A 22,489-nucleotide genomic window follows, 5' to 3' on the forward strand; every position below is an offset into this window, starting at 1 on the left:
ACAAGCCACCACAAGCGCAGCACAGCGCAAGCAGTACGGAGATATCGGGAAATACGGGGGTGACAGGTCAGGCAAGCGCCTGTCCTGTCTTAGGTGTCTTTTTTACCGGCCTGCTCATCCAGCTGACGCAGGCGCTCCATTTTTTCAGCAATCTTGATTTCCAGACCACGAGGCACGGGCTGATACCAATGCGGATCGGGAATACCATCTGGCAAGTAGGTCTCACCCGCCGCGTAGGCATTGGGCTCGTCATGCGCATAGCGATACGCATGACCGTGGCCCAGCTCTTTCATCAGCTTGGTGGGCGCGTTGCGCAAATGCACTGGCACTTCGCGGCTTTTATCCTGCTTCACAAAGGCGCGGGCCTGGTTGTATGCCATATAACCGGCATTGCTCTTGGCTGCGATAGCCAGATAAATCACGGCCTGCCCTAACGCCAGCTCCCCCTCGGGGCTGCCCAGGCGCTCGAAGGTCAAGGCTGCATCGTTGGCAATTTGCATGGCGCGCGGATCGGCCAGACCGATATCCTCCCAAGCCATGCGTATGATGCGGCGCGACAAATAGCGGGCATCAGCCCCGCCGTCCAGCATCCGGGTCAGCCAATACAAGGCGGCATCCGGGTTGGAGCCGCGCACCGATTTATGCAAAGCAGAGATCTGGTCGTAGAAATTGTCGCCCCCCTTGTCAAAACGCCGGGAGTTCAGGGTCAGCGCATTTTGCAGGAAGTCTGTCGTGACCAACTCGGTGCCGGAAGTCTTGGCGGCCGTATTGGTCTGCTCCAGCAGGTTCAAAAAGCGTCGGGCATCGCCGTCGGCATAACCGATCAAGGTGTCGACGGCTTGATCCTCAAACTCCAGGCCATCCAGGGCATTTTGTTCCTGTACACGGCGTAGCAGAAGTTTGAGTTCATCATCCGTCAGAGACTTGAGCACATAGACTTGCGCCCGCGACAGCAAGGCCGAATTAACCTCGAAGGACGGGTTTTCCGTGGTGGCACCAATAAAGGTCACCAAGCCGCTTTCAGCATAAGGGAGCAGCGCGTCTTGCTGAGACTTGTTGAAGCGGTGTATCTCGTCCACAAACAGTATGGTGTGCTTGCCCATGGCCAGATTCTGCTGGGCCTGCTCCATGGCGGCTCGGATATCTTTCACGCCTGAAAAGACGGCGGACAAGGCGATGAACTCGCATTCGAATGCACTGGCCGTCAAACGTGCCAGCGTGGTTTTACCCACGCCGGGAGGCCCCCAGAAAATCATGGAGTGTGGTTTGCCGGACTGAAAAGCCAAACGTAGTGGCTTGCCCTCGCCCAGCAGGTGAGACTGCCCTACCACCTGATCCAGAGTTTTGGGGCGTAGTGCTTCGGCTAAAGGTGCGGCGGGTTCCTGAGCGAACAAATCACGCATGGCGATCGCCCTTCCTAAAATGGCAAGACCTGGCCAAGCGGACCAGGTCTGTATTGAAAACTTGTTTTGTCAGAGCCAGCCAAACACTGACCCTGACGATAGCGGCACAAAAACAGAATGTGCATCAAGGCATGGAGACGACATCCACTCCGGCAGGAGCCTTGAACGTGAAGGTACCCAAGGTAATCCGAGGGTTCGGTTCCAAGCCGGTGAAGTCGATATACGTGGTTTGGCCGAACGAGTCCTGCAATTCCAGACGACGTGGCTCACGATCCTTGAAGCCGATGTCTACGTAGGAAAAGCCGGCATCGCTTTGCAACGGTGTGGCTCGGATCCACTCCAATCCATCCCGTGCATCTTGCTCAACCAGACGGAAGGAGTCTTCCAGATTGCCAGTACCAAACAAGATCGCAGCAGGCGAAGCGCCGATGGACTGGTCCACACCACGCTCGGTGACCTGGGCCAGATCCGGGTCGTATTGATAAAGCAGCTTGCCGTCAGACACGATCAATTGTTCATAAGGGCGTTGCACATGCCATTTGAACTGGCCAGGGCGCTGAAACACGAATTGCCCGGATTGCGGCGCACCTTTGGACTGGCCGTTGCTATCGACCGTACGCTGGGAAAACTCGCCTTTCGCAGCACGCACATCTTGCACAAAAGAGCGCAATTGCTCGCTGGCCGAAGCGGCCATGGTCAAGGCAGGTGTAGTGGCCAGCAACATGCTGACCAGCAGTGTCTTAATCTTCATCTTTGGCACCTCCTGCGGGGACCAGAATTTCACGGTTACCGTTAGGCTGCATAGCCGATACCAGACCGGCTTGTTCCATTTGTTCCAGCAGTCGGGCTGCCCGGTTGTAACCAATACGCAAATGACGCTGCACCGACGAAATCGAAGCGCGACGATTCTTGATAATGACTTGAACAGCCTGGTCGTACAGCGGGTCCGCTTCAGCATCGACCATGCCAGTAGCGGGGTTGACCCCCTCACCCGATTCGCCTTCGACAGCACCTTCCAGCAGGCCTTCGATGTAATCGGGTTCGCCGTGTTCTTTCAAGTGTTCAACCACGCGGTGAACTTCCTCATCGCTGACAAAAGCGCCGTGCACTCGTTTAGGCAAACCTGTACCGGGCGGCAGATAGAGCATATCGCCCATGCCCAGCAAGGTTTCCGCACCCATCTGATCCAGAATGGTGCGCGAGTCGATTTTGGAAGACACCTGAAAAGCAATACGGGTAGGAATGTTCGCCTTGATCAGACCTGTAATCACGTCCACGCTAGGGCGCTGAGTAGCCAGAATCAGGTGGATACCAGCCGCACGGGCTTTCTGGGCCAAACGAGCAATCAACTCTTCGATCTTCTTGCCCTGCACCATCATCAAGTCTGCCAACTCGTCAATAATGACGACAATCATGGGCAGAACAGACAACGGCTCGGGAGCGTCCGGCGTCAAAGAGAAAGGATTGGGGATAGGCTCTTCACGCTTTTGCGCTTCGCGTATCTTGGCGTTGTAACCGGCCAAATTACGCACGCCCAGCTTGCTCATCAAGCGGTAGCGTTTTTCCATTTCGGCCACACACCAATTCAAGGCGTTGGAGGCCAGACGCATATCCGTGACCACCGGAGCCAGCAAATGAGGAATGCCTTCATAGACACTCATTTCCAGCATCTTGGGGTCGATCAGGATCAGGCGCACGTCTGCCGGGTCTGCCTTGTACAGCAGCGACAGAATCATGGCGTTAATCCCCACGGACTTACCGGAGCCGGTTGTACCTGCCACCAGCAAATGAGGCATCTTGGCCAGATCCGCCACCACGGGTTTACCGGCAATATCCTTGCCCAAAGCCATGGTCAGCAAGGAAGCACTGCTGTGATAGGTCTGCGAGCCTACGATTTCCTCCAGACGCACCATTTGGCGGCGGGGGTTGGGCAGTTCCAGGCCCATCAGGTTTTTCCCGGGAATAGTTTCCACCACCCGGATGCTGACCAGACTCAAGGCACGGGCCAGGTCTTTGGCCAGATTCACGATCTGGCTACCCTTCACGCCGGTGGCAGGCTCAATCTCGTAGCGCGTAATGACCGGCCCCGCCTGGGCGGTCACCACCGTCACAGCAACACCGAAGTCCGACAATTTCTTTTCAATCAGGCGCGAGGTGAACTCAATGGTTTCCGGCGACACCGTTTCTACATTGTCAGAGGCGGGGTCCAGCAGGGACAGCGGAGGCAAATCGCCCGCTTCGCCAGCCTGACGAGGCGCCTTGAACAAGGTCTGCTGCTTCTCTTTCTCGACGCGCTCGGATTTGGGCACAGCCACAAAAGCAGGTTCGATACGCACAGGCTGTTCGTGGACCAGTTGCTCCTGCTTGGCGACCACGCTTTCCGTGCGCTCGGCACGTTTGACCTCGCCCACGCGACGATCCTGACGGGCTGACCAGAAAGTCATCAAACGGCGAATCGTCCCTTCGATGAAGCCGCCCAGACGTTCTGCCAACGTCAGCCAGGAAAAACCGAAGAACAAACTGGCTCCGCCAGCGAGCAGGCCCATCAGCACCAGAGAGGCTCCACCAAAGCCTATCGAAGTTACTAATAGTTGCGATAATAATTGGCCTAACTGCCCACCAGCCCCCGCAGGGAGCTGCCATTGCTGGCCCAGATCTTTAAAAAACAGCGATTCCAGGCCCATGCTGCCCAGAAACAAAAAGAAAAAGCCTATGCCAATTTCCCAGCGCACCCGAGGCAGAACATCCTCGTTTTTAGTGCTGGGCAAAAGCAAAGCGGTCAGACGGTAAAAGCCCACGGCCACGCGCTGCACCAGCAGCACCACCCAAAGCCAGGCCGTCAGACCAAACAGAAACAAGAGGAAATCGGCGATGTGGGCACCAAAGATGCCCCCGCCGTTTTGGGTCAGACCCGAGTGCACGGAATGCGACCAGCCGGGATCGCCCGGATCCCAGGTTGCCAGTACCAGGCCCAGCCAGGCTGCCAGAGCAGCGAAGATAATCCACCGTGCTTCGCGCAGCAGTCCTGTCAGGCGCTGTTGCAGGGCTGAAGGCCCATTACGCACATTTTTGGATGACCGGGACGAACGAGGGGATGTTGCAGGTATTCTTGCCATGGACTCATTATAATTGGAGATCGTCTTTTTCGGATTTTCTGTGATGTCGACTACTAAGCACGCAAAAGTACTCATTCTGGGCTCAGGCCCGGCCGGCTATACCGCAGCGATCTACGCAGCCCGCGCCAACCTCAACCCCGTCTTGGTCACCGGCATGGAGCAAGGTGGCCAACTGATGACCACCACAGATGTAGATAACTGGCCAGCCGATGCCCAAGGCGTCCAGGGACCTGATCTTATGGCACGTTTCCAGGCTCATGCGGAACGATTCGAAACAGAATTAATCTTTGACATGGTGTCCTCGGTTGATCTGTCCACCCGTCCCCTGACCCTGAATGGTGATAGTGGCACAGTCTACACCTGCGATTCGCTGATTATTGCGACAGGCGCCTCTGCCCAATACCTGGGCCTGCCAACCGAGCAGGAATTCATGGGCCGTGGCGTGTCCGGTTGCGCAACATGTGATGGTTTCTTCTACAAGAACCAGGACGTGGTCGTAGTCGGTGGTGGCAATACCGCCGTGGAAGAAGCCCTGTACCTGTCCAATATTTGCAAGACCGTGACCTTGATTCACCGTCGCGATACCTTCCGTTCCGAACCCATCCTGACCGACAAGCTGATGGACCGCGTCCAGAATGGCAATATCCAGCTGAAACTGCACAGCGAACTGCAAGAAGTGCTGGGTGACGCTTCGGGCGTGACAGGTGTGCGCATCATCAATAACCAGACCCAGGCCACTGAAGACCTGGCTGTGACTGGTGCCTTTATCGCCATCGGCCACAAGCCCAACACCGGGATCTTTGAAGGCAAGCTGGAGATGCACGACGGCTACATCACGACTCGCAGCGGTCTGAAAGGCATGGCAACCATGACTTCCGTTCCTGGCGTCTTTGCCGCGGGCGATGTGCAAGACAATATCTATCGTCAGGCCATTACCAGTGCAGCCAGCGGTTGCATGGCCGCCCTGGACGCACAGCGCTGGTTGGATGAAAACAAATAAGCCCAAAGCCGTAGGGCGTAGTCTGGCAGACCTGAAGAAGTTACAAGGTCAGGTCCGCCAGGATCTCAATCCGCCCCCGGCCCCCGCCCGTCCCCAGGCTCGCAAGCGCCCCCGCCCACCGGATCCCGGTGGCAAGCCAGCCAAACTGGCTCCTGCCAGTAATGCTACAGCGGCCCAAGACCCCGTTTCCTTATTGGACCCCAGCGACAGGGCCTGGCTACGCCAGTCCATGCGGGACGTCGCCCCCTTGAAAAAACGTGGTCAAAGCGTAGTCATGAGCCGTCCTGCGGCTAGCCCGGAACAGTTGGAGCAACGTCGTCGCCACGCGGTAGGTGCGCCCACCAGTACGCCCGCCCTGCCCCAGGCCTCTGACCAATATGTCAGCGTGCAAGGTGAAAGCAACGATCTACGACATTTGCGTGCTGGCTGTGGCACCGATGTCTTGCGCGATCTGGAACGCAACCGTTGGCCGATTGAGTCCAGCCTGGATTTGCATGGCTCGGATCTGGAACAGGCCCGCGAGCGACTGGACAACTTTCTGCGCTCCTGTCTGGAGCACGGCGTGCGCTGTGTACGAATTGTCCACGGCACGGGCTACGGCTCGCGCAATGGCGAACCCGTTTTGCGTCATGCCGTGCGTCGCTGGTTAACCCAGCTGCCCAGCGTTCTGGCTTATATGGAGTGCGCGCCCAACGAAGGTGGGCAAGGTGCCGTCAAACTGGTGCTGCAAGCCATGTCCGAACCCGGTGTTTGATTTTTTCCATTAGGTACAGACGTAAAAAAGGCCAGCTTTCGCTGGCCTTTTTTTTATTGTTGTTATGTTGTACTGCCTATTGCTTTTATAATAGTGACCGTTTTATTTCGGTCTTTGTTGCCCAGCGTTGCGGGGCTATGTCTCCTCACCTGCATGGAACGTATTGTGCCCCATTTATAAAGCTGTCACACTTAGGGAATGCACTGATACCCGCATGATAAGAAAATATCAGTCGCCCATTCGCAGTCTTTATTCTGCTGCCTGGTCCAAAGCCTTCACGGCCCGCTTCAAAAACACCTGCATTTCTTTCTCAGCCTGCTTGTCGCCCTGCTCTTGGGCAATCACCAAGCCCTGCTCCAGAATTTCCCTGGCCTGTTTGAATTGCTCCAGGTTCACCAGCACCCGGCCCAACAGCTTCCAGGCTGCGGTGTAACGCGGATTCATTTCCACGGCTTTGGACAAATGTTCGCGAGCCGCTTCCAAATCGCCCTCGCCCATACATGCATTGCCCAGGCCAAAGCGCAACAAAGCATTATCCTTGCCTGCCGCCAGTAGCTTCTCCAATCCTTCGCGCATAATCCGTACCCTTGAAAACAAAGCAAGGCTGGGTCGCGCTGCCTTCACACAAAACAAAATAGCAGCAACGACACGCCTGCACAGCTTGATGACTATTGAACCATCTAGCCATAAACCATTGAGCTTGGTTTTGTACCACGGAATATCAAAGGGCGGCCTCAGCCGGCCGGGCTCTGTAGACCCATTCTCCTGCTGGTACCGCCCTGGCTAGCGCTTTAGGCCAGATCGCCTTGCAACACCCCCTTGCTGACGACTTCACGGCCATCCAGGCTAACCGTGCAATTGCGCATTGGGTAGTCGAAGTGGCAATCGGAGAAACGACCCGCCGCTGGATTTGCGCCCGTAGAGAAAAGAAAGTTACCGGCAAAGGCGCGCAACTCGGTTCCGTTGGTATCGCGCTTGTCATACATGGCCATGGAATCCCAGCGAGCCGCCGGTGCCATGCCCCAGCCCACATGACTGACCGCATAGGCATCCTTGTCATTCCAACTGGCGTAATAGGAGCGGATCAAATCGGCATCCACGCCCTTGCCCTCAATAGCCACGACATAATCGTTTTCGATACGCAGGGTCACCGCCGATTCCAGATAGCGCTTGAAGGTCAGGTTCACATCTCCACTATCCAGCACCAGCGTGCCATTCACACTGCCATTGCTGGGGTAGCAAATGCACAGGCCAGCAGGCCAATACCCAAAGCTGCCCGGCTTGTCGGCTATCCCGGCACTGCCGCGCCCGATCACACCCGCCAGGCTGACCGTCAGGTCCGTGCCGGCTTCGGAGCTAATGTGCATGACACTGGCATCGGTAATCAGCTTGCCGCCAATATCGCACTTGCTTTGCAAATCAGGACTGGGTTTGACCCGTTCCAGAATCTCGGGATGCTCGTCGCTGATCATCATGATGCGGGCACCTTTGGCCAGCAGTGCGGCACGCTCGGGCGAATGCAGCAGCCCTTCTACGGTGCAGTCCACAATGAACTGGCTGCCTGCCAAAGCCTGGACAATCGGGTCCATACCTTCCAGCGCCAAAGACGTCCCGGTCGAGCGCAGGGCAATATTGCTTTTCAGACGTGGCGAGACCAGTTTCACATGGCAAACCCGTGCCCCCATTTGCGTCAGGGCCAACTCAGCCAGCTCGGCCAGCACGGAGCGCGATTGCGTCTCGGACAGCACGACTGCCATTTCGCCGGGTTGTACTTTGCACAGTCCAAACACTTCTACAAAATCAGCAATCCATTTGCCTTCAATATGCTCACGCAACATCTCACTACTCCTAGAAAATTCAAAAAAGGCGCTGCGCGGCTCTTTCAGCCGGGCAGCGCCTGTACACATCAGTCGTGCAAATCCTTGCCCTTGGTCTCGGGCGAGGCAATGGTGGCCCACAGGGCCAGAACGCACAGGCCGATCAGGTACCAGTCAAAAACCTGCTTTTGATTGATGGAATGCAGCCAGGCTTGCAAATAGGGAGCGGTCCCGCCCGTCAGGGCACCAGCAACCGAATAGGGCAAGCCCATGGCAACCGCACGAATGCGGGTCGGAAACTGCTCGGGGAAAAAGGCCGGCATGATGGCGGTGGGTGCCGAGATCAACAGCATGCCGCCCGCCATGAACACCACCAGACGCCAGATCTCGCCCTGGCCGCCAGTCAGCACCATGGTCAGCGGGATGATGCTGATGATTGAACCGATGGAGAAGAAATACCAGTTCGCCTTGCGACCAAACCGATCCGAAAATGCGCCCCAGAAAATCAGGCACAGAATCAGAAAAAGATTGGCCCCCACCCCCACCCACATCACTTTGGCGGCAGGCATGCCCAGGGAGGTAATGGCAAAGGTGGGCGCCATGATGGCCCAGACGTAATACAGCACGGTGCCGCCAGCCGACAAGGCAAATACGCGCAAGCAGGCACTGCGATACTTCCAGACCTCCGACCAGAACACGCGTGCGCCCGGGCGCGCCGTTTTGCCTGCCGCTTGCGCTGCGGCCTGACGGGCTTTGAACATGGGAGTTTCATCCAGCTTTCTACGCAGATACAGCGCATATACCCCCAAGGCCCCACCCAAGACAAAAGGCACACGCCATGCCCAGGCCCGAACAACATCCTCACCCAGCAGACTGGTCAGGCAGGCACTGAGCAACACAGCCGCCAATACCCCGATCGTGACAAACACAAACACGGAGGAAGACCACAGCCCACGTTTATGAGCAGGTGCCATTTCGGTGACATAGGTGAAGGAAGAAACCACCTCCCCACCGTGGCCAATCCCTTGCAACAAACGGCCCATCAACAAAAACAAGGCAGCAATCGGCCCCACCATGTCATACGTAGGAGCAATACCAATCACCAAACTGCCCAAGGCTGTCACCAGCATGGACAGGGTCATGGTGAAACGCCGCCCCTTGCGATCGGCCAACCAGCCAAAAAAGATGCCTCCCAGCGGGCGCATGAAAAAACCCACAGCAAATACTGCCAGTGTGCCCAGCAAAGCCGCCAGCGGGTCCTCACTATGGAAAAACTGCTTGGCAAAATAGGCGGCAAAAATCGAATAAGCCGTCCAGTCGTACCACTCCAGGGCGTTACCCGCCCCAACCCCCAAAATAACGCGTCGACGCTGCGCGGCAGTCATGGGCTGCTCGCGCAAAGATGGTGTATGTGCGTCCAAGAGATGTCCCCTTCACTGTGATAGTTATGCTTCTTGTTTATTGTTTTTGATCCGGTGGCTCAGGCCACCAACTGCGTGAAACGAGAACGATGAAAGATCAGTGGCGAAATTTCGCGCTCGATCTGCACATCGTGGATAAGCAATTGCACGGCATCGTGGTCCCCGGCGGGATGCACTTGAAAAACACTGCAGTCAAACCAGACTGATGCCCCTTGTATATGGACGGCCCCCTCCTCGGTCAGCTCGACCTCGATATCGCTGAAGCGGCTGTCCTTGTCCGGTCCGGCCAGCTGACGGCAAATAGCCGCATGTTCAGCACTCAAAATTGACACCCCCAGACGCGAGGCGCGAGACAGCAGCGCCCAGGTCGAGGAACTTTTCTGCACAAAAAAGGCGGCCAAAGGCGGATCCAGCGAAACCCCTACGGAAAAACTGGACGCAACAATGACTTGCGGCTTGCCATCGAGTACGGCGGCAATGGCCGCTACCCCGGATGGAAAATGTCCGAAGGCTTCGCGCACCACCCTGGCTCCCAACCCACTTATGTTTTCTTTCATGACGATGACTCTGCTCAGGCGTTAAAGACCCAAAACCCAAAATGAGGCGAGCTCTGCGACAACACACTCGCTTGGCCTCAATTCTGTTTCGATCGTCATTTATTTGCAATAACAAAATAGGTAAACCAGGATGGTTTTTGTTGAATTTAGGTATTAACCCTATGAAAATTCGTCGTTTTAAAAGCTATAGGCCTATACAATTCATCCGAATATTATTGCGTATTATGTTTCGTCATTATTTATTTGCAATAATATATAAGCTTAAAACCTCTCGGAATCCACAAGGACAGCATGTATCTACATATCGTTTTGATGGCACCCCACACCTCTGTCAGCCCGGAATTGGAACCCAAGCTGGACCAGGCCTTTATCCGCATACATCAGGAATGCTCAGACATAGAACGCTTTGAATGGGTGCCGAACCTGTCACGCAGTTCGGCGCGCTACAGCCATGCCCTGCTGTCTGTATTCCGCACTCAAGAGGCACTGGACGCCTACAGACAGAGTGATGCTCACCAGGCCATGCTGGATGCCATCGCCCCGCACATTCAGGACATCGTCGTGCTGGACAGCGTGCTGGAGAAAAGCCTGCCCTAAGAAGCTCAAGCTGGCGCCCTGGCAAACAGGACGCAAGCAGCCCCAGTGCGGCTACGCTAGCGCCGCCGGGGCACGCACGGTAAAATGGCCCGCTACAAACCTACTATCAAAAATGGGTAGCAATCAGCCCCACCACCGGAAGACAGAATGAAAGCAAGCGTCGCGATTGATGAGTTCATCGCTAGCCGAGACCATGGCGAGCACGAGCAACTTGCCCCGCACCACTACATTCTGACGCTCTACGGTCTGTTCGCCCGCCCCACCGGCGTCATCATTCCCGTGGCCAGCGTGGTTCAACTTCTGGCCGACCTGGGCGCTGAACCATCCAGCGTGCGCTCCGCCATTTCCCGGCTCAAGAAAAAAGGCGTACTAGTTAGCCGACAAGCCGCCTCGGGCAAAGGCTATGCCTTGGCGGCCGAACTGGAGCCGCATATGCAGGCCGGTGACGAGCGGATTTTTTCCTCCCCCTCCATGAATATTCGGGACCCCTGGCTGCTGGTCTCCTTCTCCGTTCCTGAAAGCGAACGCCAGAACCGTCACAAGATTCGTACAGGCTTGGCTCGCATGGGGTTTGGCACGGTAAATGCGGGGCTGTATATAGGTCCGGCGCGCTTGCAGGCAGAGGCTGTCGAGTACATACGCGAGCACCAACTCTGGCCCTATATTGAGCTGTTCACCTGCGAACCCAGTGGCCTGAGCGATATTCAGGAAAAGATCTCCCGCTGGTGGAATTGGGACAAGCTGGCCAATGAGTACCAGGCCTTCTTGAACTCGTATCAACACGAAGTTGAATCGTGGCAAACCGCTTTACGCCAAGGCACGGCCGACCCTTTGGAAGCCTTCCGACTCTATATGCCTATGGTGACACGCTGGCGCAGACTGCCCTTTCTGGACCCAGGCCTTGCACCCGAGCTATTGCCAGACAACTGGGTAGGCAATACGGCCCGCAAATTGTTCGGTGACTTGCATCGACTGCTTAGTCCCTTGAGCTCGCAACACGTGCAGCAGGCCATTCCAAACTGGAAGGCCCGCGGCACGGAGTAAACCTGCTCCTTTAGTCAGGCCCCTGCAAAGCGTGCAATGTCGCCCATCAAATCCTGGGCGACGCGCTCAAACCGCTCCGGCGTCACCCCCTGCATCATGGGTGCATCCTGCCAGGCCCGGAAGTTGCCAAACTGGAACGGCAAATCAAAACAATGCCCGCTGAACACCGCTTCAAGCGGGCTTTGTTCCATGAAGTCACTCCAGACCACCGAGCGCCCCGCTGCTTTCAGACTAGCCGCATACTGCGTGGGAAAACGCTGAAACTGCAACCAGGACGACGCGACCACCACTTGCTGATACGGCGTCAGACCCGATCCCGCTCCGTGATACACCCCATTTCGCAGCAGGCTGTCTGGCAAGTCTCCCACAGGCCACACACCCAAAGCCTGATCGACCTGCTCTTGCGTCGCCTGCCGATGAAAAGGCACGTCAAAAAAGAACACCGAGGACTCTTGGGTAGTACAACGCAGATACACCGCCTGCGCATGGCAGGCTTGTGCCGCCCAGTCAGGATTCAAGAAGTCGGGCGGCATCCCGGCGCTGGCCACAGGCAAGAATGCCGAAGGAGCATGAGCCAAACGCTGCGGCTCTTTGTCCAAGGCCATCATGCCTTGCTGCATCAAAGTATCCACGTTCGCCGTCAGCCACTGATCACCCAGGCTTTTTCGCAGGCGCTCTGTGGTTTTTCTTTGTTGCTCGGGTGACCACGGCGTGCGCGTTCCCATGCTGAGCAAAGCAACACGATCAATCCAACCTCGTGTGGACTCCAGCACGCTGAGCAAATGCGCATACCAGCCGCCCGCCGATTGCCCCATCAAGGTAATCTTGTCCGGGTCTCCGCCAAAGGCATGGATACGATCTTTCACCCACTGCAGTGCCAAGAGCAGGTCGGCTGCCGGCAAAGGCAAATCGTCAGCTTGTGCATCGCCCAGGTGCCCCAAGGCACCCAGACGGTAATTCACATTGACCACCACCATGCCCTGCGCTGCCAGGCGGGTGCCGTCATACCAATCCAAAGAAGCGCCGCCACTCATCCAGGCTCCACCGTGGATAAAGAACAGCACAGGCAGACCTTGCGCTTGGGCGGGAGCCCACACATTCAGAAAATAAGCATCTTCAGATTGCGGATTGGCACTGCCTGCGCCCATCACCGCCGCAAGGCGGCTGGGGCGCTGCGGGAATACGGGCACCTGATCCAGAGAGGTCCCTGCCACTCGCCCCGTCGCCGCCTGCGCCGCTTCAAAACGGCGCGTGCCTTGGGCATAACGCAGGCCATACCAGGCCTGCACCTCTACGCCGTCGGCATGACAACGGCGTGAAGGAGCATTGATCCGCAAGGTCGCCGTCATGGTTTAGAGCTTGTTGGAAATATAAGGCGTACCGGTCATGCCGTTACCGTGCAGCTCGTATCCCATTGGCGCGGTAATGGAGGCATGGCGAGTACCTGTATTAATATCGCGCCACATGCGGCCCAGCAGACTGTTTTCCGCGAAGGAGGCGGTGCCATGCAACCAGCACAGATTGTTCACCGCATCCACCAGCTCGTGTCCTGCATGGCCGATCCCGGCACGATGGCGAGCACGTAGCTCCAAAGGCATGGGCACGGTACCGGAAGCAGCAGCATCGATCTGCGCCGCAGCGCGTTCCAGCAGCAAACGAGCACCATCAATCTGAATACTGGCCGTTCCCAGGTTCTGCACAAACGCCCCCGAATCCGACTGCTTCTTGTAATGGGTATAGGTAATGCCGCGCTTGCCACTGACACCAGTAGTGAAATCCACGGCGGCTTGCGCGGCCCCTAAAGATGGCGCTTGAATGCAGGTGGACATGGTCAGGTGCGGCGTCAAACGACGACCAAATGTAGCCAAGGGATCTTGCTCCTGCACATCACCCATCAGTTGCTGAAACGTAATCAGGCGCTCTTTGGGCACCCACAGGTTTTCTGCCACCATGGTGTTGGAGCCCGAGCCGCGCATACCGATGGTGTACCAGGTATCCTGAATTTCAAACTCATCACGACGCATCAGCACAAAGCCCACGGTAGGCTCGACCTGCTCGTTTTCCTTGATGAACAAAATCCCCAGTGCCCAGTCCGAGTGATTGCTGTTCGAGGCAAAAGGCCACTTGCCCGTAATGCGCCAGCCATCGCCATCCGGCGTTGCCGTGCCTTGGGGTTGGGCAAAAATGGACGCTGCACGGATTGGACCGTCTACAAACACCTCATCGAGCATGGCATCGCTAAAGCGGTTGGCCAGCATGACCGAACCATTAGAGATCACCACACACCAGGCTGCTGCCGGATCGTAATAGCCCACGGCGCTGGCACATTGCAAGAGCATCTCCGCCCCACCCTCATAACCGCCGTAGCGCTTCAAGGCCGAAATGCGCCAGGCCCCGGTTGACTCCAAAGCCTGAACCGCCTCGTCTGACAACATGCGATTACGGTCAGCCTGCGGGGCCAACTCACGTAGCAGCGGGCCGATCTCGTGGATACGCTCCAGAATCTCCTCTGTCTCCTGACGGGATGGCGCCTGGGTAACGGTGATCCGCTCGCGCTCGGCGACCAATGTAGCTCCTGTGATAGTCATAACAGCTCCTTAGAATTATTTAATATGGCAAATTTATAGCTATCGTCAGTTAATCGCAATATTAATAATCATGGAAAACGCTAAACCCGCTTGTTTTATTGAGTTTATTCGGGTTTTCACCTAGTAAATATCATCAACCAAGCTTATTTTTAATTGCATAAAAGTAACGATCAAAAATATTTTAAGCATAAGCAAAGCAGAAAAAAGAGAGAGAAAATGGCCTGCGCCAGCATGAGACGAAAAAAAACCGCCGACCCGAAGGTCGGCGGTTTCTCATGCAGAAAACCGGCTTTAACAGCCTGTATTCATTACATGTTTTCGATCATGACATCGCCAAAGCCGGAGCAGGACACTTGAGTCGCGCCTTCCATCAGACGGGCAAAGTCATAAGTCACTTTACGCGAGGTGATGGATTTTTCCATGCTGGAGATGATCAGGTCAGCAGCTTCGGTCCAGCCCATGTGACGCAGCATCATTTCGGCAGACAGGATCAGCGAACCGGGGTTCACGTAGTCTTTGCCAGCGTACTTGGGAGCAGTACCGTGGGTGGCTTCAAACATGGCCACGGAGTCGGACAGGTTGGCACCGGGAGCGATACCGATACCACCCACTTGAGCAGCCAGAGCGTCGGAGATGTAGTCGCCGTTCAGGTTCAGTGTGGCAATAACGTCGTACTCGGCAGGACGCAGCAGAATCTGTTGCAGGAAGGCGTCAGCAATCGAATCCTTGACGATGATCTCGCGACCAGTCTTGGGATTCTTGAATTTGCACCATGGGCCGCCGTCGATCAATTCAGCGCCGAATTCTTTTTGAGCCAGTTCGTAAGCCCAATCACGGAAGCCACCTTCGGTGAACTTCATGATGTTGCCCTTGTGAACGATGGTCACGGAAGAGCGATCGTTGTCGATGGCGTACTGGATGGCCTTGCGCACCAGGCGCTCGGTACCTTCGCGGGACACAGGCTTGACACCGATACCGGAGGTATTGGGGAAGCGGATCTTGTTCACGCCCAGGGTGTTTTGCAGGAAGTCGATCAGCTTCTTGGCGCTTTCGGACTCGGCAGCAAATTCGATACCAGCGTAAATGTCTTCGGAGTTCTCGCGGAAAATGACCATTTCGGTCTTTTCTGGCTCACGCACAGGCGAAGGAACACCCTTGAAGTAGCGCACTGGGCGCAGGCAGACGTACAGGTCCAGTTGCTGACGCAGGGCCACGTTCAGGGAACGGATGCCGCCGCCAACGGGAGTGGTAAGAGGGCCTTTGATGGACACGACGTAGTCTTTAACGGCATCCAGAGTTTCTTCTGGCAGCCAGACGTCGGAACCGTACACCTTGGTGGATTTTTCACCGGCGAACACTTCCATCCACTCGATCTTGCGCTTGCCGCCATAAGCCCTGGCAACAGCAGCGTCGACCACTTTGATCATGACTGGCGAAATATCCACGCCCGTACCATCACCCTCGATGTAAGGAATAATGGGTTGATCGGGAACATTCAGGGAAAAATCCGCGTTAACTGTAATTTTCTGCCCCGACGCGGGGATCTTGATATGCTGATAGGACATGGATGCTCCAGTTGTGCTCCAATATTAGGGATAGCTAAACACGGAACGCTTTCGCGTTTCCGAAGTCTTATATAAGAGTTTAACTTAATTCGCGCGTATTCAGGCACCTGTAAACTCAAAGCTTGCCAAAAATGCTTGCATTCTTGGCAACTTATCCATTCTACACGGCCCCGATTGCAGCTTGTGCCGGCCTTGCGCCCCCACCATTTCACGCAAAACACGCGCCGAAGATTCGCATTTTCTGACTATTTTTATCTCGATTCCACCATGTTCAACCCCTCTCGCGAGCAGGTTCGCCAATTTTTCATTGAAGCTTGGGACAAGCACCAAAGTGGTCATCTGCTGACCGCTCTGGAAACCATGGCGGTGGATCTGGTGCAACAGCACCCTGAATACCACGACGACTTGCGCAACGCCGACGCCGTCAACCAGGACTATTCCGTGGAGCAAGGACGCAGCAACCCCTTCCTGCATCTGTCCATGCACCTGGCTATCAATGAACAACTGTCCATTGACCAGCCTCCAGGCATCAAGGCAGCGTATCAGCGCCTATTGACCCGGCACGATCAGCACGCCGCAGCGCACATCATTATGGAAGCGCTGGGCGAGGTGATCTGGGAAGCACAACGTCTGGGCACACCGCTGAACAACGAGCGCTATATCGAATTGATTTTGCGCCACAGCACGCGCGACTAAAGCCGCAGGCTGCCTTACTTTCTATTGCTCAAGGGGCCGGGCTGACGCGACAGCCACACGGAGATACTGTCGATATCCGCCTGGCTCATGGTATTGGCCATAGCCCCCATGACGGCATTCTTGCGGATATTGGACGTTGCCGGTGCCCCGGCCTGCCCACGCTTGTAAGCCATCAAGGCCTGCCGCAAATAATCGGCATGCTGACCGGCCAGAATGGGATATTCCGGGTTCAAGGGCGTTTTCGCATCGTCACCATGACAGGATGCGCAATTCAGATTCTTCCAGGCTTCCCCGCCTGCCTTGACCAGATCCTCAGCGGCCATTGCCTGACCGGCCACCCCGGCCATCAGCCCCATTGCCACCAGCAAGACTGTTTTTCTCATAGGTGCCTCCCCGTCCTCAAGGTTTGTTGCCCGCGTAGTACGCGGCAATATCCGCCATGTCCTGTTCGGACAAGCTCAGCGCAATGGCTTGCATGGTGGGGAAGGTTCGAGCGCCGCTGGCATACTCCTTGAGCGCTGCTTCTATATAAGCAGCCCCCTGCCCGGCAATCATGGGGACGTGATAGACCTCGGGAAAGCTGGCCTTGTAACCGGGCAAGCCATGACAGCCTATACACATGGAGATCTTGTCGCGCGCCGCCTCGGGATTGGCCTTGATCGGCTCGGAATCCTGCGCCTGGGCTGCCCAGGGCAGACAGGAGCTTGAGGCCAGAAGAAAGAAAGAGACATACCGCTTCATTTGCAACTTCATCATCGCTATTCGCTTTGTCGTGGAGTTGAAAACGGTCCGGGTCAGGCTCTGCGTCTATTGCAGCAAAAAGGAATCAACGCGACACCTGGCTCTGTGATGCTGACCGACGAGTACTGAGTCGATTGTATGATAATTGCCAAGGATGACTGATACTAGTATTTATACCCGAGTTTCTATTCTTGACAGATCAACATTTTAAGTACAAGTTTGAGCCGATTTATGACTACTACGACCCGTTTTGAAGGCACCGATCAGTACGTTGCCACTGATGATTTGAAGCTGGCCGTCAACGCCGCTTTGACGCTACAACGCCCTTTGTTGATCAAAGGTGAACCCGGTACCGGCAAAACACTGCTGGCCCTGGAAGTGGCCCGTGCCCTGGGACGCCCCCTGCTGCAATGGCACATCAAGTCCACCACCAAGGCCCACCAGGGCCTGTATGAATACGATGCGGTGTCGCGTCTGCGTGACTCCCAGTTGGGCGATGAAAAAGTCCGCGACATTGGCAACTACATTGTGCAGGGCACATTGTGGCAAGCGTTTGAGTCCGAGGAACCCACGGTTGTTCTGATCGACGAAATCGACAAGGCCGACATCGAGTTCCCCAACGACTTGCTGCAGGAACTGGACCGCATGGAGTTTCATGTTTATGAGACTCGCCAGACCGTCAAGGCGCGCCATCGTCCCTTGATCATCATTACCTCCAATAATGAAAAAGATCTGCCCGACGCCTTCCTGCGCCGCTGTTTCTTCCATTACATTCGCTTCCCCGAGCGCGAAACCATGGAGCAGATTGTGGCGGTGCATTACCCCAATCTGCGCAGTGACATTCTATCCAGCGCCTTGGATACCTTCTTTGCCCTGCGAGATGTTCCCGGCCTGAAGAAAAAGCCGTCTACCTCGGAATTCCTGGACTGGCTGCGTCTGCTGCTGGCCAACGACATTCCTGCCGATGCCCTGCACGAGCTGGATGAAGGCTTGCCCCCTATGGCCGGTGCCTTGCTGAAAAACGAACAGGACTTGTCCTTGATGCAGCGTCTGGCCGCTATGAGCCAACGCAGCCAGCGCCGGAGCTGATATGCAAACAAGCGCTTTTTCCCAGCCATTGGCCCCCGTGACACTGGAAGGATGGGACGTGCGTCTGGAACCTTTGCAACTGGCGCACGTGGAGTTACTGGATGCCGCGGCTGCCGATGGCGAACTTTGGAATGTACGTGTAACCAGCGTGCCCGCCCCCGGCCAGGCCCAGGACTATGTAAAAAAGGCGCTGGACGGCCTGGAGCAAGGCCATATGCTGCCCTTTCTGGTGCGTGACCTGAGAACAGACCGGGCTGTCGGCACTACGCGCTATCACGACATTATTGCGCCAGTGGCCCGCCTGGAAATCGGCTACACCTGGTACGCCCGCAGCGCCCAGCGCAGCCACGTCAATACCGCGGCCAAACTGCTCCTGCTGCAATATGCGTTCGAGACCTTGGGAGCCGGAGTCGTGGGCTGGCGTACCGACCACCTGAATTTCAAATCCCAGCAAGCCATCACCCGGCTGGGAGCGCGTTTCGATGGTCGTGTCCGCCACCATGCCATCCGCCGCGATGGCACGATACGCGACACCATGTTCTACAGCTTGATGGCAGGCGAGTGGCCCGATACCCGCGCCCACTTGCTGGACAAACTAAGGCAGCACAGCCATGTTGCTTGATTTCTTCTACCACCTGCGCGAACGCGGCCTGCCGGTCTCCATTCAGGAACACCTGACGCTGCTGGACGCCTTGTGCAAAGGCATCATGCCGCCCACGCTGGACGATTTCTATCATCTATCCAGACTGGTTCTTATCAAAGACGAAACGCTTTACGACCGCTTTGATCTGGCCTTTGGGGAGTTCTATCAGCCGCAGCTGGAAGCGCTGGCCAAAGATAAAACCCTGCCCGAGGACTGGCTGCGCAAAACCCTGACGCGCAACCTGACTCCGGAACAGAAAGCTGCACTGGAAAAGCATGGCTTGGAAAAGCTGCTGGAGATGTTCAAGGAACGTCTGAAAGAGCAGCAAGGGCGTCATGCAGGCGGCAACAAGTGGATTGGAACCGGCGGCTCCTCGCCGTTTGGACATGGTGGCTATCATCCCGAAGGTATCCGCATTGGTGGCCCTTCGGCAGGGAACCGTACCGCCATCAAGGTCTGGGAAAAGCGCGAGTTCGTGGACTACGACGACCAGCAAGAGCTGGGCACACGCAACTTCAAGATGGCGCTACGACGCCTGCGACGCTTTGCACGTCAGGGCGCCCCCACTGAGCTGGACCTGGACAGCACCATACGCGAGACGGCTCGCAATGCGGGCATGCTGGATTTGCAAATGCAGGCCGAGCGACAAAACCGCGTCAATGTACTGATGTTGCTGGATATAGGCGGCAGCATGGATGACCACATCGCCCAGGTTGAATCCCTGTTCTCGGCCGCACGTTCCGAATTCAAACACCTGGAGGCCTACTACTTCCATAACTGCGTGTATGAATCGGTATGGCGGAACAACTCACGCCGCCAAAGCGAACGACTGGAAACCTGGGATTTGCTGCGCAAGTACAACGAGGACTGGCGCGTCATTATCGTGGGCGATGCCACCATGAGTCCTTACGAGATCATGGCCCCAGGTGGTTCTGTCGAGCACTACAACAAGGAAACCGGCGCAGCCTGGCTGCAAAGACTGAACGACCACTGGCCACGTATTGCCTGGCTCAACCCCGAGCCGCAGGCTTACTGGCCGTACCGCCAGTCCATTGCCATCATTCAGAATCTGATGTCCGACCATATGTACCCCGTCACCAGCGCAGGGCTGGAGGAGGCAATGCGGTACTTGTCGCGGTAGCATCAGACCTCTATCAAGCAGCAAGTTAAAAGACCCGAATTTCGGGTCTTTTTTTATTTACGATTAAAAAACCCGCAGAGTCTTGCGACTGTGCGGGCTTTCAATCAGGCTTTGCTATTGCAGCGATCAGCGACCTCGTTGACGCTGCAACATCCCGGCACGCTGTCGCTCCAGATCCTTGATCTGACTCTGCAATTCACGCAACTGCTCTCGAGCTTCACGCTCTTGTTCGGCCAGCGCCTGGGCTTCGCGACGGGACTCCTCGCGCTGAGCAATGGCCAAGGCCTCTTGCTGACGCTGCAACGCCAAGTCGTTCTGCAGCACGGTCAGTTGATCGGCGCTTTCATTCAATTGCTTTTCAGCCTTGGCAACTTCAGCCTGCAGCTTGATGCGCTCCAGATCGGCGGCGGCATAGTCCACCGTGTCCTGACGGTACTGGGTGTACATGCGCTCGGCCAGGGATTCGTCGGTGGTCTTGAAGACGCGCCAGAACTCACGCTGCTGGAACAGGGCCACGTAGTAGGTCATGCTTTCGGCAGAGAACAACAGACTGGCACCGAAGCGGCCGTTATAGGCGGTACGCAGCTCTTGCACGGCACGGGCCTGAATCAGCTGCTGCAACTGAGCCACAGTGGTGTTTTGATAAGCCGGGGCCGCTGCGGGCGCTGGAGCAGCGGCTGGAGCCGCAACCGGGGCTACCTCTTCAACCTCTTGTTCCTGGGTTTGCGCGACCACGGGCCGCTCTGGCTCCTGCACCAAAGACACCGAGCTGCACGCTGACAATAAAAGAAGTCCCCCCAAGGACAGCAACACCGCCGTCTTCTGACTAAGGTTCACCATACCCATCCCTTGATAAACAATTTTTTTGTGTTTAGCTTGATACACAGAATCAGCCCGTATTCTAAACGCGGCTTGTCGCATCTTGTGCCTTTATGTTGAATTTGCGCATCTTTTCCCACAAAACTTTACGAGAAATCCCTAATACAGCAGCGGTATCCTGCCGTCGCCAGTTCTGGGTATCCAGAACCGAAATAATACGTGCACGCTCTTCCTGCTCCTGTGCGCTCAGGCTGATGACGGGCTCGGGCCGCTCCAGAATGGGCGCACCTTCAGGCAAAGCCAGAGCCGGGGCCATAACGGGGGCATTGAAACGTTCCAGCACTTGCCGCAACTGCACCGACTCCCAGGCCCCAAACTGCTTGCTCATGACAGCAACGCGCTCCACCAGATTAGCCAGCTCGCGCACATTGCCGTTAAAGCGCATGCTGCCCACCGCATCCAGAACCCATTGAGGGATGTCCTCGACGTCACACTCCAGGGCCTGTTCCAGCAAGGCGCAGAAAATGGCGATTTTTTCCTGGGAGCCTCGCTGTTCCAGATTCGGAATCAGTAGCTCAACCACGGCCAAACGGTAATACAAGTCTGCACGGAACTGGCCTTGTTGCACCAGTCCCAAGAGGTTTTTATTAGTAGCGGCCACCATACGAAAATCAACCGGAATCTGTTGCGTTGACCCCAGACGCGTCACGGAGCGCTGTTCCAGTACACGCAGCAATTTGACCTGTTGATGCAGGGGCAAATCCCCAATTTCATCCAGGAACAAGGTGCCTTGATCCGCCTGCTCGAAATAACCTTTATGAGCACCGATCGCGCCTGTAAAAGCCCCTTTCGCGTGGCCGAAGAAGTGGGCTTCAAACAGGCCCTCAGGCACCGCCCCGCAATTCACCGGAACAAAGGGCCCTTGCGCTCGTGAAGAACGCTCGTGCAGCAATTGAGCGATGCGTTCTTTGCCCACACCTGTTTCACCATGAATCAGAACACTGGCCCCGCTATCGGCGTACATATCCGCTTCAGCAATCAAGGCCCGCATCACAGGCGATACGGCTACTAATGGTTGAGGACCACCCTGCCCTTCTCGCTCGACCTGTGCGGTCAGCCCGGCCAGCTTGGCCACCAGGGTACGCAGCTCGGCCTGACTGAAAGACAGCGGCAAGGTATAGGAGTAGGCCGAGGGGTAAAAACGCGGGTCGTAGCCTCGGTCCTCCGAGGCCACCCAGATCACTGGAATGGCGTGCTCGACCAGCCACTGGTGCTGTTCAAAACGTCCCTGGGCCATCACACTGACGGACACCAGTGCAACCGCATGGCGCGTGGGATGACGCTCGGCGTCCAGCACCAGGGAAGGCTCTACGCGCATGACCGCTACCGAACTGGGCTCCATGGCGCGCTCGGCACGCGTCACCAGATCGGAACTACCCTCCCAGACGTATAAAACGGGTTCATTACCCATAAAGCTGACGCTCATTGCTGTATTCGC

The 22,489-nt window shown here is 56.3% G+C and carries 22 protein-coding genes; 8 read left to right on the top strand and 14 right to left on the bottom strand.

Annotated elements, in window-relative coordinates:
- Positions 1 to 89: 89 nt before the first annotated feature.
- The 3 genes from N879_RS09325 to N879_RS09335 form a co-directional block, all read right to left on the bottom strand.
- Positions 90 to 1,403, bottom strand: a complete 1,314-nt coding sequence (locus N879_RS09325) for a replication-associated recombination protein A (RefSeq protein WP_009456739.1) — start codon at positions 1,401 to 1,403, stop codon at positions 90 to 92.
- Between the two features lie 124 nt (positions 1,404 to 1,527).
- Positions 1,528 to 2,154: an outer membrane lipoprotein chaperone LolA gene (gene lolA / locus N879_RS09330; protein ID WP_009456740.1), complete on the bottom strand. Its 627-nt coding sequence runs from the start codon at positions 2,152 to 2,154 to the stop codon at positions 1,528 to 1,530.
- Positions 2,144 to 4,519: a DNA translocase FtsK gene (locus N879_RS09335; protein ID WP_031232634.1), complete on the bottom strand. Its 2,376-nt coding sequence runs from the start codon at positions 4,517 to 4,519 to the stop codon at positions 2,144 to 2,146. The genes lolA and N879_RS09335 overlap by 11 nt, the downstream gene beginning before the upstream one ends.
- 43 nt (positions 4,520 to 4,562) lie before the next feature.
- Here N879_RS09335 and trxB point away from each other — a divergent pair, with 43 nt between their 5' ends.
- Positions 4,563 to 5,519 carry a thioredoxin-disulfide reductase gene (trxB, locus tag N879_RS09340; protein ID WP_009456742.1) on the top strand — a complete coding sequence of 319 codons (957 nt, stop codon included), beginning with the start codon at positions 4,563 to 4,565 and terminating at the stop codon, positions 5,517 to 5,519.
- Complete coding sequence (locus N879_RS09345; protein ID WP_009456743.1) at positions 5,506 to 6,273, top strand: Smr/MutS family protein; 768 nt, start codon at positions 5,506 to 5,508, stop codon at positions 6,271 to 6,273. Before trxB ends, N879_RS09345 begins: the two co-directional genes overlap by 14 nt.
- A gap of 249 nt (positions 6,274 to 6,522) precedes the next feature.
- Here the strand turns inward: N879_RS09345 and N879_RS09350 are convergent, their stop codons facing one another.
- The 4 genes from N879_RS09350 to N879_RS09365 all read right to left on the bottom strand — a co-directional run bounded on the left by N879_RS09350 (position 6,523) and on the right by N879_RS09365 (position 10,068).
- A complete protein-coding gene (locus N879_RS09350) occupies positions 6,523 to 6,849 on the bottom strand; it encodes a tetratricopeptide repeat protein (protein ID WP_009456744.1) in 327 nt (108 codons plus the stop codon).
- Between the two features lie 215 nt (positions 6,850 to 7,064).
- Positions 7,065 to 8,111, bottom strand: coding sequence for a hypothetical protein (locus N879_RS09355; RefSeq protein WP_009456751.1), 1,047 nt, complete (start codon positions 8,109 to 8,111; stop codon positions 7,065 to 7,067).
- A 68-nt stretch (positions 8,112 to 8,179) separates the two neighbouring features.
- Positions 8,180 to 9,511: an MFS transporter gene (locus N879_RS09360; protein ID WP_235484276.1), complete on the bottom strand. Its 1,332-nt coding sequence runs from the start codon at positions 9,509 to 9,511 to the stop codon at positions 8,180 to 8,182.
- Between the two features lie 59 nt (positions 9,512 to 9,570).
- Positions 9,571 to 10,068, bottom strand: coding sequence for a flavin reductase family protein (locus N879_RS09365; RefSeq protein WP_009456753.1), 498 nt, complete (start codon positions 10,066 to 10,068; stop codon positions 9,571 to 9,573).
- 291 nt (positions 10,069 to 10,359) lie between these two features.
- Between N879_RS09365 and N879_RS09370 the strand changes: the two genes are divergently transcribed.
- On the top strand, positions 10,360 to 10,665 hold the full coding sequence (locus N879_RS09370) for a Dabb family protein (protein WP_009456754.1): 306 nt from the start codon (positions 10,360 to 10,362) through the stop codon (positions 10,663 to 10,665).
- Between the two features lie 147 nt (positions 10,666 to 10,812).
- Positions 10,813 to 11,709 (top strand): PaaX family transcriptional regulator, encoded by an 897-nt coding sequence (locus N879_RS09375; RefSeq protein WP_009456755.1) that lies wholly within the window; start codon positions 10,813 to 10,815, stop codon positions 11,707 to 11,709.
- A gap of 14 nt (positions 11,710 to 11,723) precedes the next feature.
- On the opposite strand, the gene N879_RS09380 is transcribed toward N879_RS09375, so the two are convergent.
- The 3 genes from N879_RS09380 to icd all read right to left on the bottom strand — a co-directional run bounded on the left by N879_RS09380 (position 11,724) and on the right by icd (position 15,862).
- On the bottom strand, positions 11,724 to 13,058 hold the full coding sequence (locus tag N879_RS09380) for a carboxylesterase family protein (RefSeq protein ID WP_009456756.1): 1,335 nt from the start codon (positions 13,056 to 13,058) through the stop codon (positions 11,724 to 11,726).
- 3 nt (positions 13,059 to 13,061) lie between these two features.
- Positions 13,062 to 14,297 carry a hypothetical protein gene (locus tag N879_RS09385; RefSeq protein WP_021446899.1) on the bottom strand — a complete coding sequence of 412 codons (1,236 nt, stop codon included), beginning with the start codon at positions 14,295 to 14,297 and terminating at the stop codon, positions 13,062 to 13,064.
- 308 nt (positions 14,298 to 14,605) lie between these two features.
- The gene (gene icd, locus N879_RS09390) at positions 14,606 to 15,862 is read right to left on the bottom strand and encodes an NADP-dependent isocitrate dehydrogenase (protein WP_009456760.1); all 1,257 of its coding nucleotides are present in this window, start codon (positions 15,860 to 15,862) and stop codon (positions 14,606 to 14,608) included.
- 267 nt (positions 15,863 to 16,129) lie between these two features.
- On the opposite strand from icd, the gene N879_RS09395 reads away from it, so the two are divergent.
- A complete protein-coding gene (locus N879_RS09395) occupies positions 16,130 to 16,558 on the top strand; it encodes a DUF1841 family protein (protein ID WP_009456762.1) in 429 nt (142 codons plus the stop codon).
- A 14-nt stretch (positions 16,559 to 16,572) separates the two neighbouring features.
- Here N879_RS09395 and N879_RS09400 read toward each other — a convergent pair whose 3' ends face one another.
- Positions 16,573 to 16,941 (bottom strand): c-type cytochrome, encoded by a 369-nt coding sequence (locus N879_RS09400; RefSeq protein ID WP_022983344.1) that lies wholly within the window; start codon positions 16,939 to 16,941, stop codon positions 16,573 to 16,575.
- A gap of 16 nt (positions 16,942 to 16,957) precedes the next feature.
- Entirely contained in the window at positions 16,958 to 17,314 is a 357-nt protein-coding gene (locus N879_RS09405) for a c-type cytochrome (protein WP_009456766.1), read from the bottom strand.
- A gap of 216 nt (positions 17,315 to 17,530) precedes the next feature.
- Between N879_RS09405 and N879_RS09410 the strand changes: the two genes are divergently transcribed.
- Genes N879_RS09410 through N879_RS09420 form a run of 3 tightly spaced genes read left to right on the top strand, consistent with a single transcriptional unit; the run spans position 17,531 to position 20,172 of the window.
- Positions 17,531 to 18,388, top strand: a complete 858-nt coding sequence (locus N879_RS09410) for an AAA family ATPase (protein ID WP_009456767.1) — start codon at positions 17,531 to 17,533, stop codon at positions 18,386 to 18,388.
- A gap of 1 nt (position 18,389) precedes the next feature.
- Positions 18,390 to 19,010 carry a GNAT family N-acetyltransferase gene (locus tag N879_RS09415; RefSeq protein ID WP_009456768.1) on the top strand — a complete coding sequence of 207 codons (621 nt, stop codon included), beginning with the start codon at positions 18,390 to 18,392 and terminating at the stop codon, positions 19,008 to 19,010.
- Entirely contained in the window at positions 19,000 to 20,172 is a 1,173-nt protein-coding gene (locus tag N879_RS09420) for a vWA domain-containing protein (protein ID WP_009456769.1), read from the top strand. Before N879_RS09415 ends, N879_RS09420 begins: the two co-directional genes overlap by 11 nt.
- 126 nt (positions 20,173 to 20,298) lie before the next feature.
- On the opposite strand, the gene N879_RS09425 is transcribed toward N879_RS09420, so the two are convergent.
- Both N879_RS09425 and N879_RS09430 read right to left on the bottom strand, forming a co-directional pair.
- Positions 20,299 to 21,012, bottom strand: a complete 714-nt coding sequence (locus tag N879_RS09425; RefSeq protein ID WP_031232639.1) for a DUF2968 domain-containing protein — start codon at positions 21,010 to 21,012, stop codon at positions 20,299 to 20,301.
- Between the two features lie 61 nt (positions 21,013 to 21,073).
- Positions 21,074 to 22,477 (bottom strand): sigma 54-interacting transcriptional regulator, encoded by a 1,404-nt coding sequence (locus N879_RS09430; protein ID WP_009456771.1) that lies wholly within the window; start codon positions 22,475 to 22,477, stop codon positions 21,074 to 21,076.
- Positions 22,478 to 22,489: the final 12 nt, after the last annotated feature.

The organism is Alcaligenes sp. EGD-AK7 (assembly GCF_000465875.3).
GTDB lineage: Bacteria > Pseudomonadota > Gammaproteobacteria > Burkholderiales > Burkholderiaceae_B > Alcaligenes > Alcaligenes phenolicus.

What these genes read in the sequence shown, in the direction of transcription:
- N879_RS09325 (WP_009456739.1), bottom strand. Translation starts at nt 1,403, where the DNA reads ATGCGTGATTTGTTCGCTCAGGAACCCGCCGCACCTTTAGCCGAAGCA.
- N879_RS09375 (WP_009456755.1), top strand. Translation starts at nt 10,813, where the DNA reads ATGAAAGCAAGCGTCGCGATTGATGAGTTCATCGCTAGCCGAGACCAT.
- trxB (WP_009456742.1), top strand. Translation starts at nt 4,563, where the DNA reads ATGTCGACTACTAAGCACGCAAAAGTACTCATTCTGGGCTCAGGCCCG.
- N879_RS09415 (WP_009456768.1), top strand. Translation starts at nt 18,390, where the DNA reads ATGCAAACAAGCGCTTTTTCCCAGCCATTGGCCCCCGTGACACTGGAA.
- N879_RS09395 (WP_009456762.1), top strand. Translation starts at nt 16,130, where the DNA reads ATGTTCAACCCCTCTCGCGAGCAGGTTCGCCAATTTTTCATTGAAGCT.
- icd (WP_009456760.1), bottom strand. Translation starts at nt 15,862, where the DNA reads ATGTCCTATCAGCATATCAAGATCCCCGCGTCGGGGCAGAAAATTACA.
- N879_RS09405 (WP_009456766.1), bottom strand. Translation starts at nt 17,314, where the DNA reads ATGATGAAGTTGCAAATGAAGCGGTATGTCTCTTTCTTTCTTCTGGCC.
- N879_RS09350 (WP_009456744.1), bottom strand. Translation starts at nt 6,849, where the DNA reads ATGCGCGAAGGATTGGAGAAGCTACTGGCGGCAGGCAAGGATAATGCT.
- N879_RS09425 (WP_031232639.1), bottom strand. Translation starts at nt 21,012, where the DNA reads ATGGTGAACCTTAGTCAGAAGACGGCGGTGTTGCTGTCCTTGGGGGGA.
- N879_RS09365 (WP_009456753.1), bottom strand. Translation starts at nt 10,068, where the DNA reads ATGAAAGAAAACATAAGTGGGTTGGGAGCCAGGGTGGTGCGCGAAGCC.
- lolA (WP_009456740.1), bottom strand. Translation starts at nt 2,154, where the DNA reads ATGAAGATTAAGACACTGCTGGTCAGCATGTTGCTGGCCACTACACCT.
- N879_RS09345 (WP_009456743.1), top strand. Translation starts at nt 5,506, where the DNA reads ATGAAAACAAATAAGCCCAAAGCCGTAGGGCGTAGTCTGGCAGACCTG.
- N879_RS09380 (WP_009456756.1), bottom strand. Translation starts at nt 13,058, where the DNA reads ATGACGGCGACCTTGCGGATCAATGCTCCTTCACGCCGTTGTCATGCC.
- N879_RS09355 (WP_009456751.1), bottom strand. Translation starts at nt 8,111, where the DNA reads ATGTTGCGTGAGCATATTGAAGGCAAATGGATTGCTGATTTTGTAGAA.
- N879_RS09335 (WP_031232634.1), bottom strand. Translation starts at nt 4,519, where the DNA reads ATGGCAAGAATACCTGCAACATCCCCTCGTTCGTCCCGGTCATCCAAA.
- N879_RS09410 (WP_009456767.1), top strand. Translation starts at nt 17,531, where the DNA reads ATGACTACTACGACCCGTTTTGAAGGCACCGATCAGTACGTTGCCACT.
- N879_RS09370 (WP_009456754.1), top strand. Translation starts at nt 10,360, where the DNA reads ATGTATCTACATATCGTTTTGATGGCACCCCACACCTCTGTCAGCCCG.
- N879_RS09400 (WP_022983344.1), bottom strand. Translation starts at nt 16,941, where the DNA reads ATGAGAAAAACAGTCTTGCTGGTGGCAATGGGGCTGATGGCCGGGGTG.
- N879_RS09420 (WP_009456769.1), top strand. Translation starts at nt 19,000, where the DNA reads ATGTTGCTTGATTTCTTCTACCACCTGCGCGAACGCGGCCTGCCGGTC.
- N879_RS09385 (WP_021446899.1), bottom strand. Translation starts at nt 14,297, where the DNA reads ATGACTATCACAGGAGCTACATTGGTCGCCGAGCGCGAGCGGATCACC.
- N879_RS09430 (WP_009456771.1), bottom strand. Translation starts at nt 22,477, where the DNA reads ATGAGCGTCAGCTTTATGGGTAATGAACCCGTTTTATACGTCTGGGAG.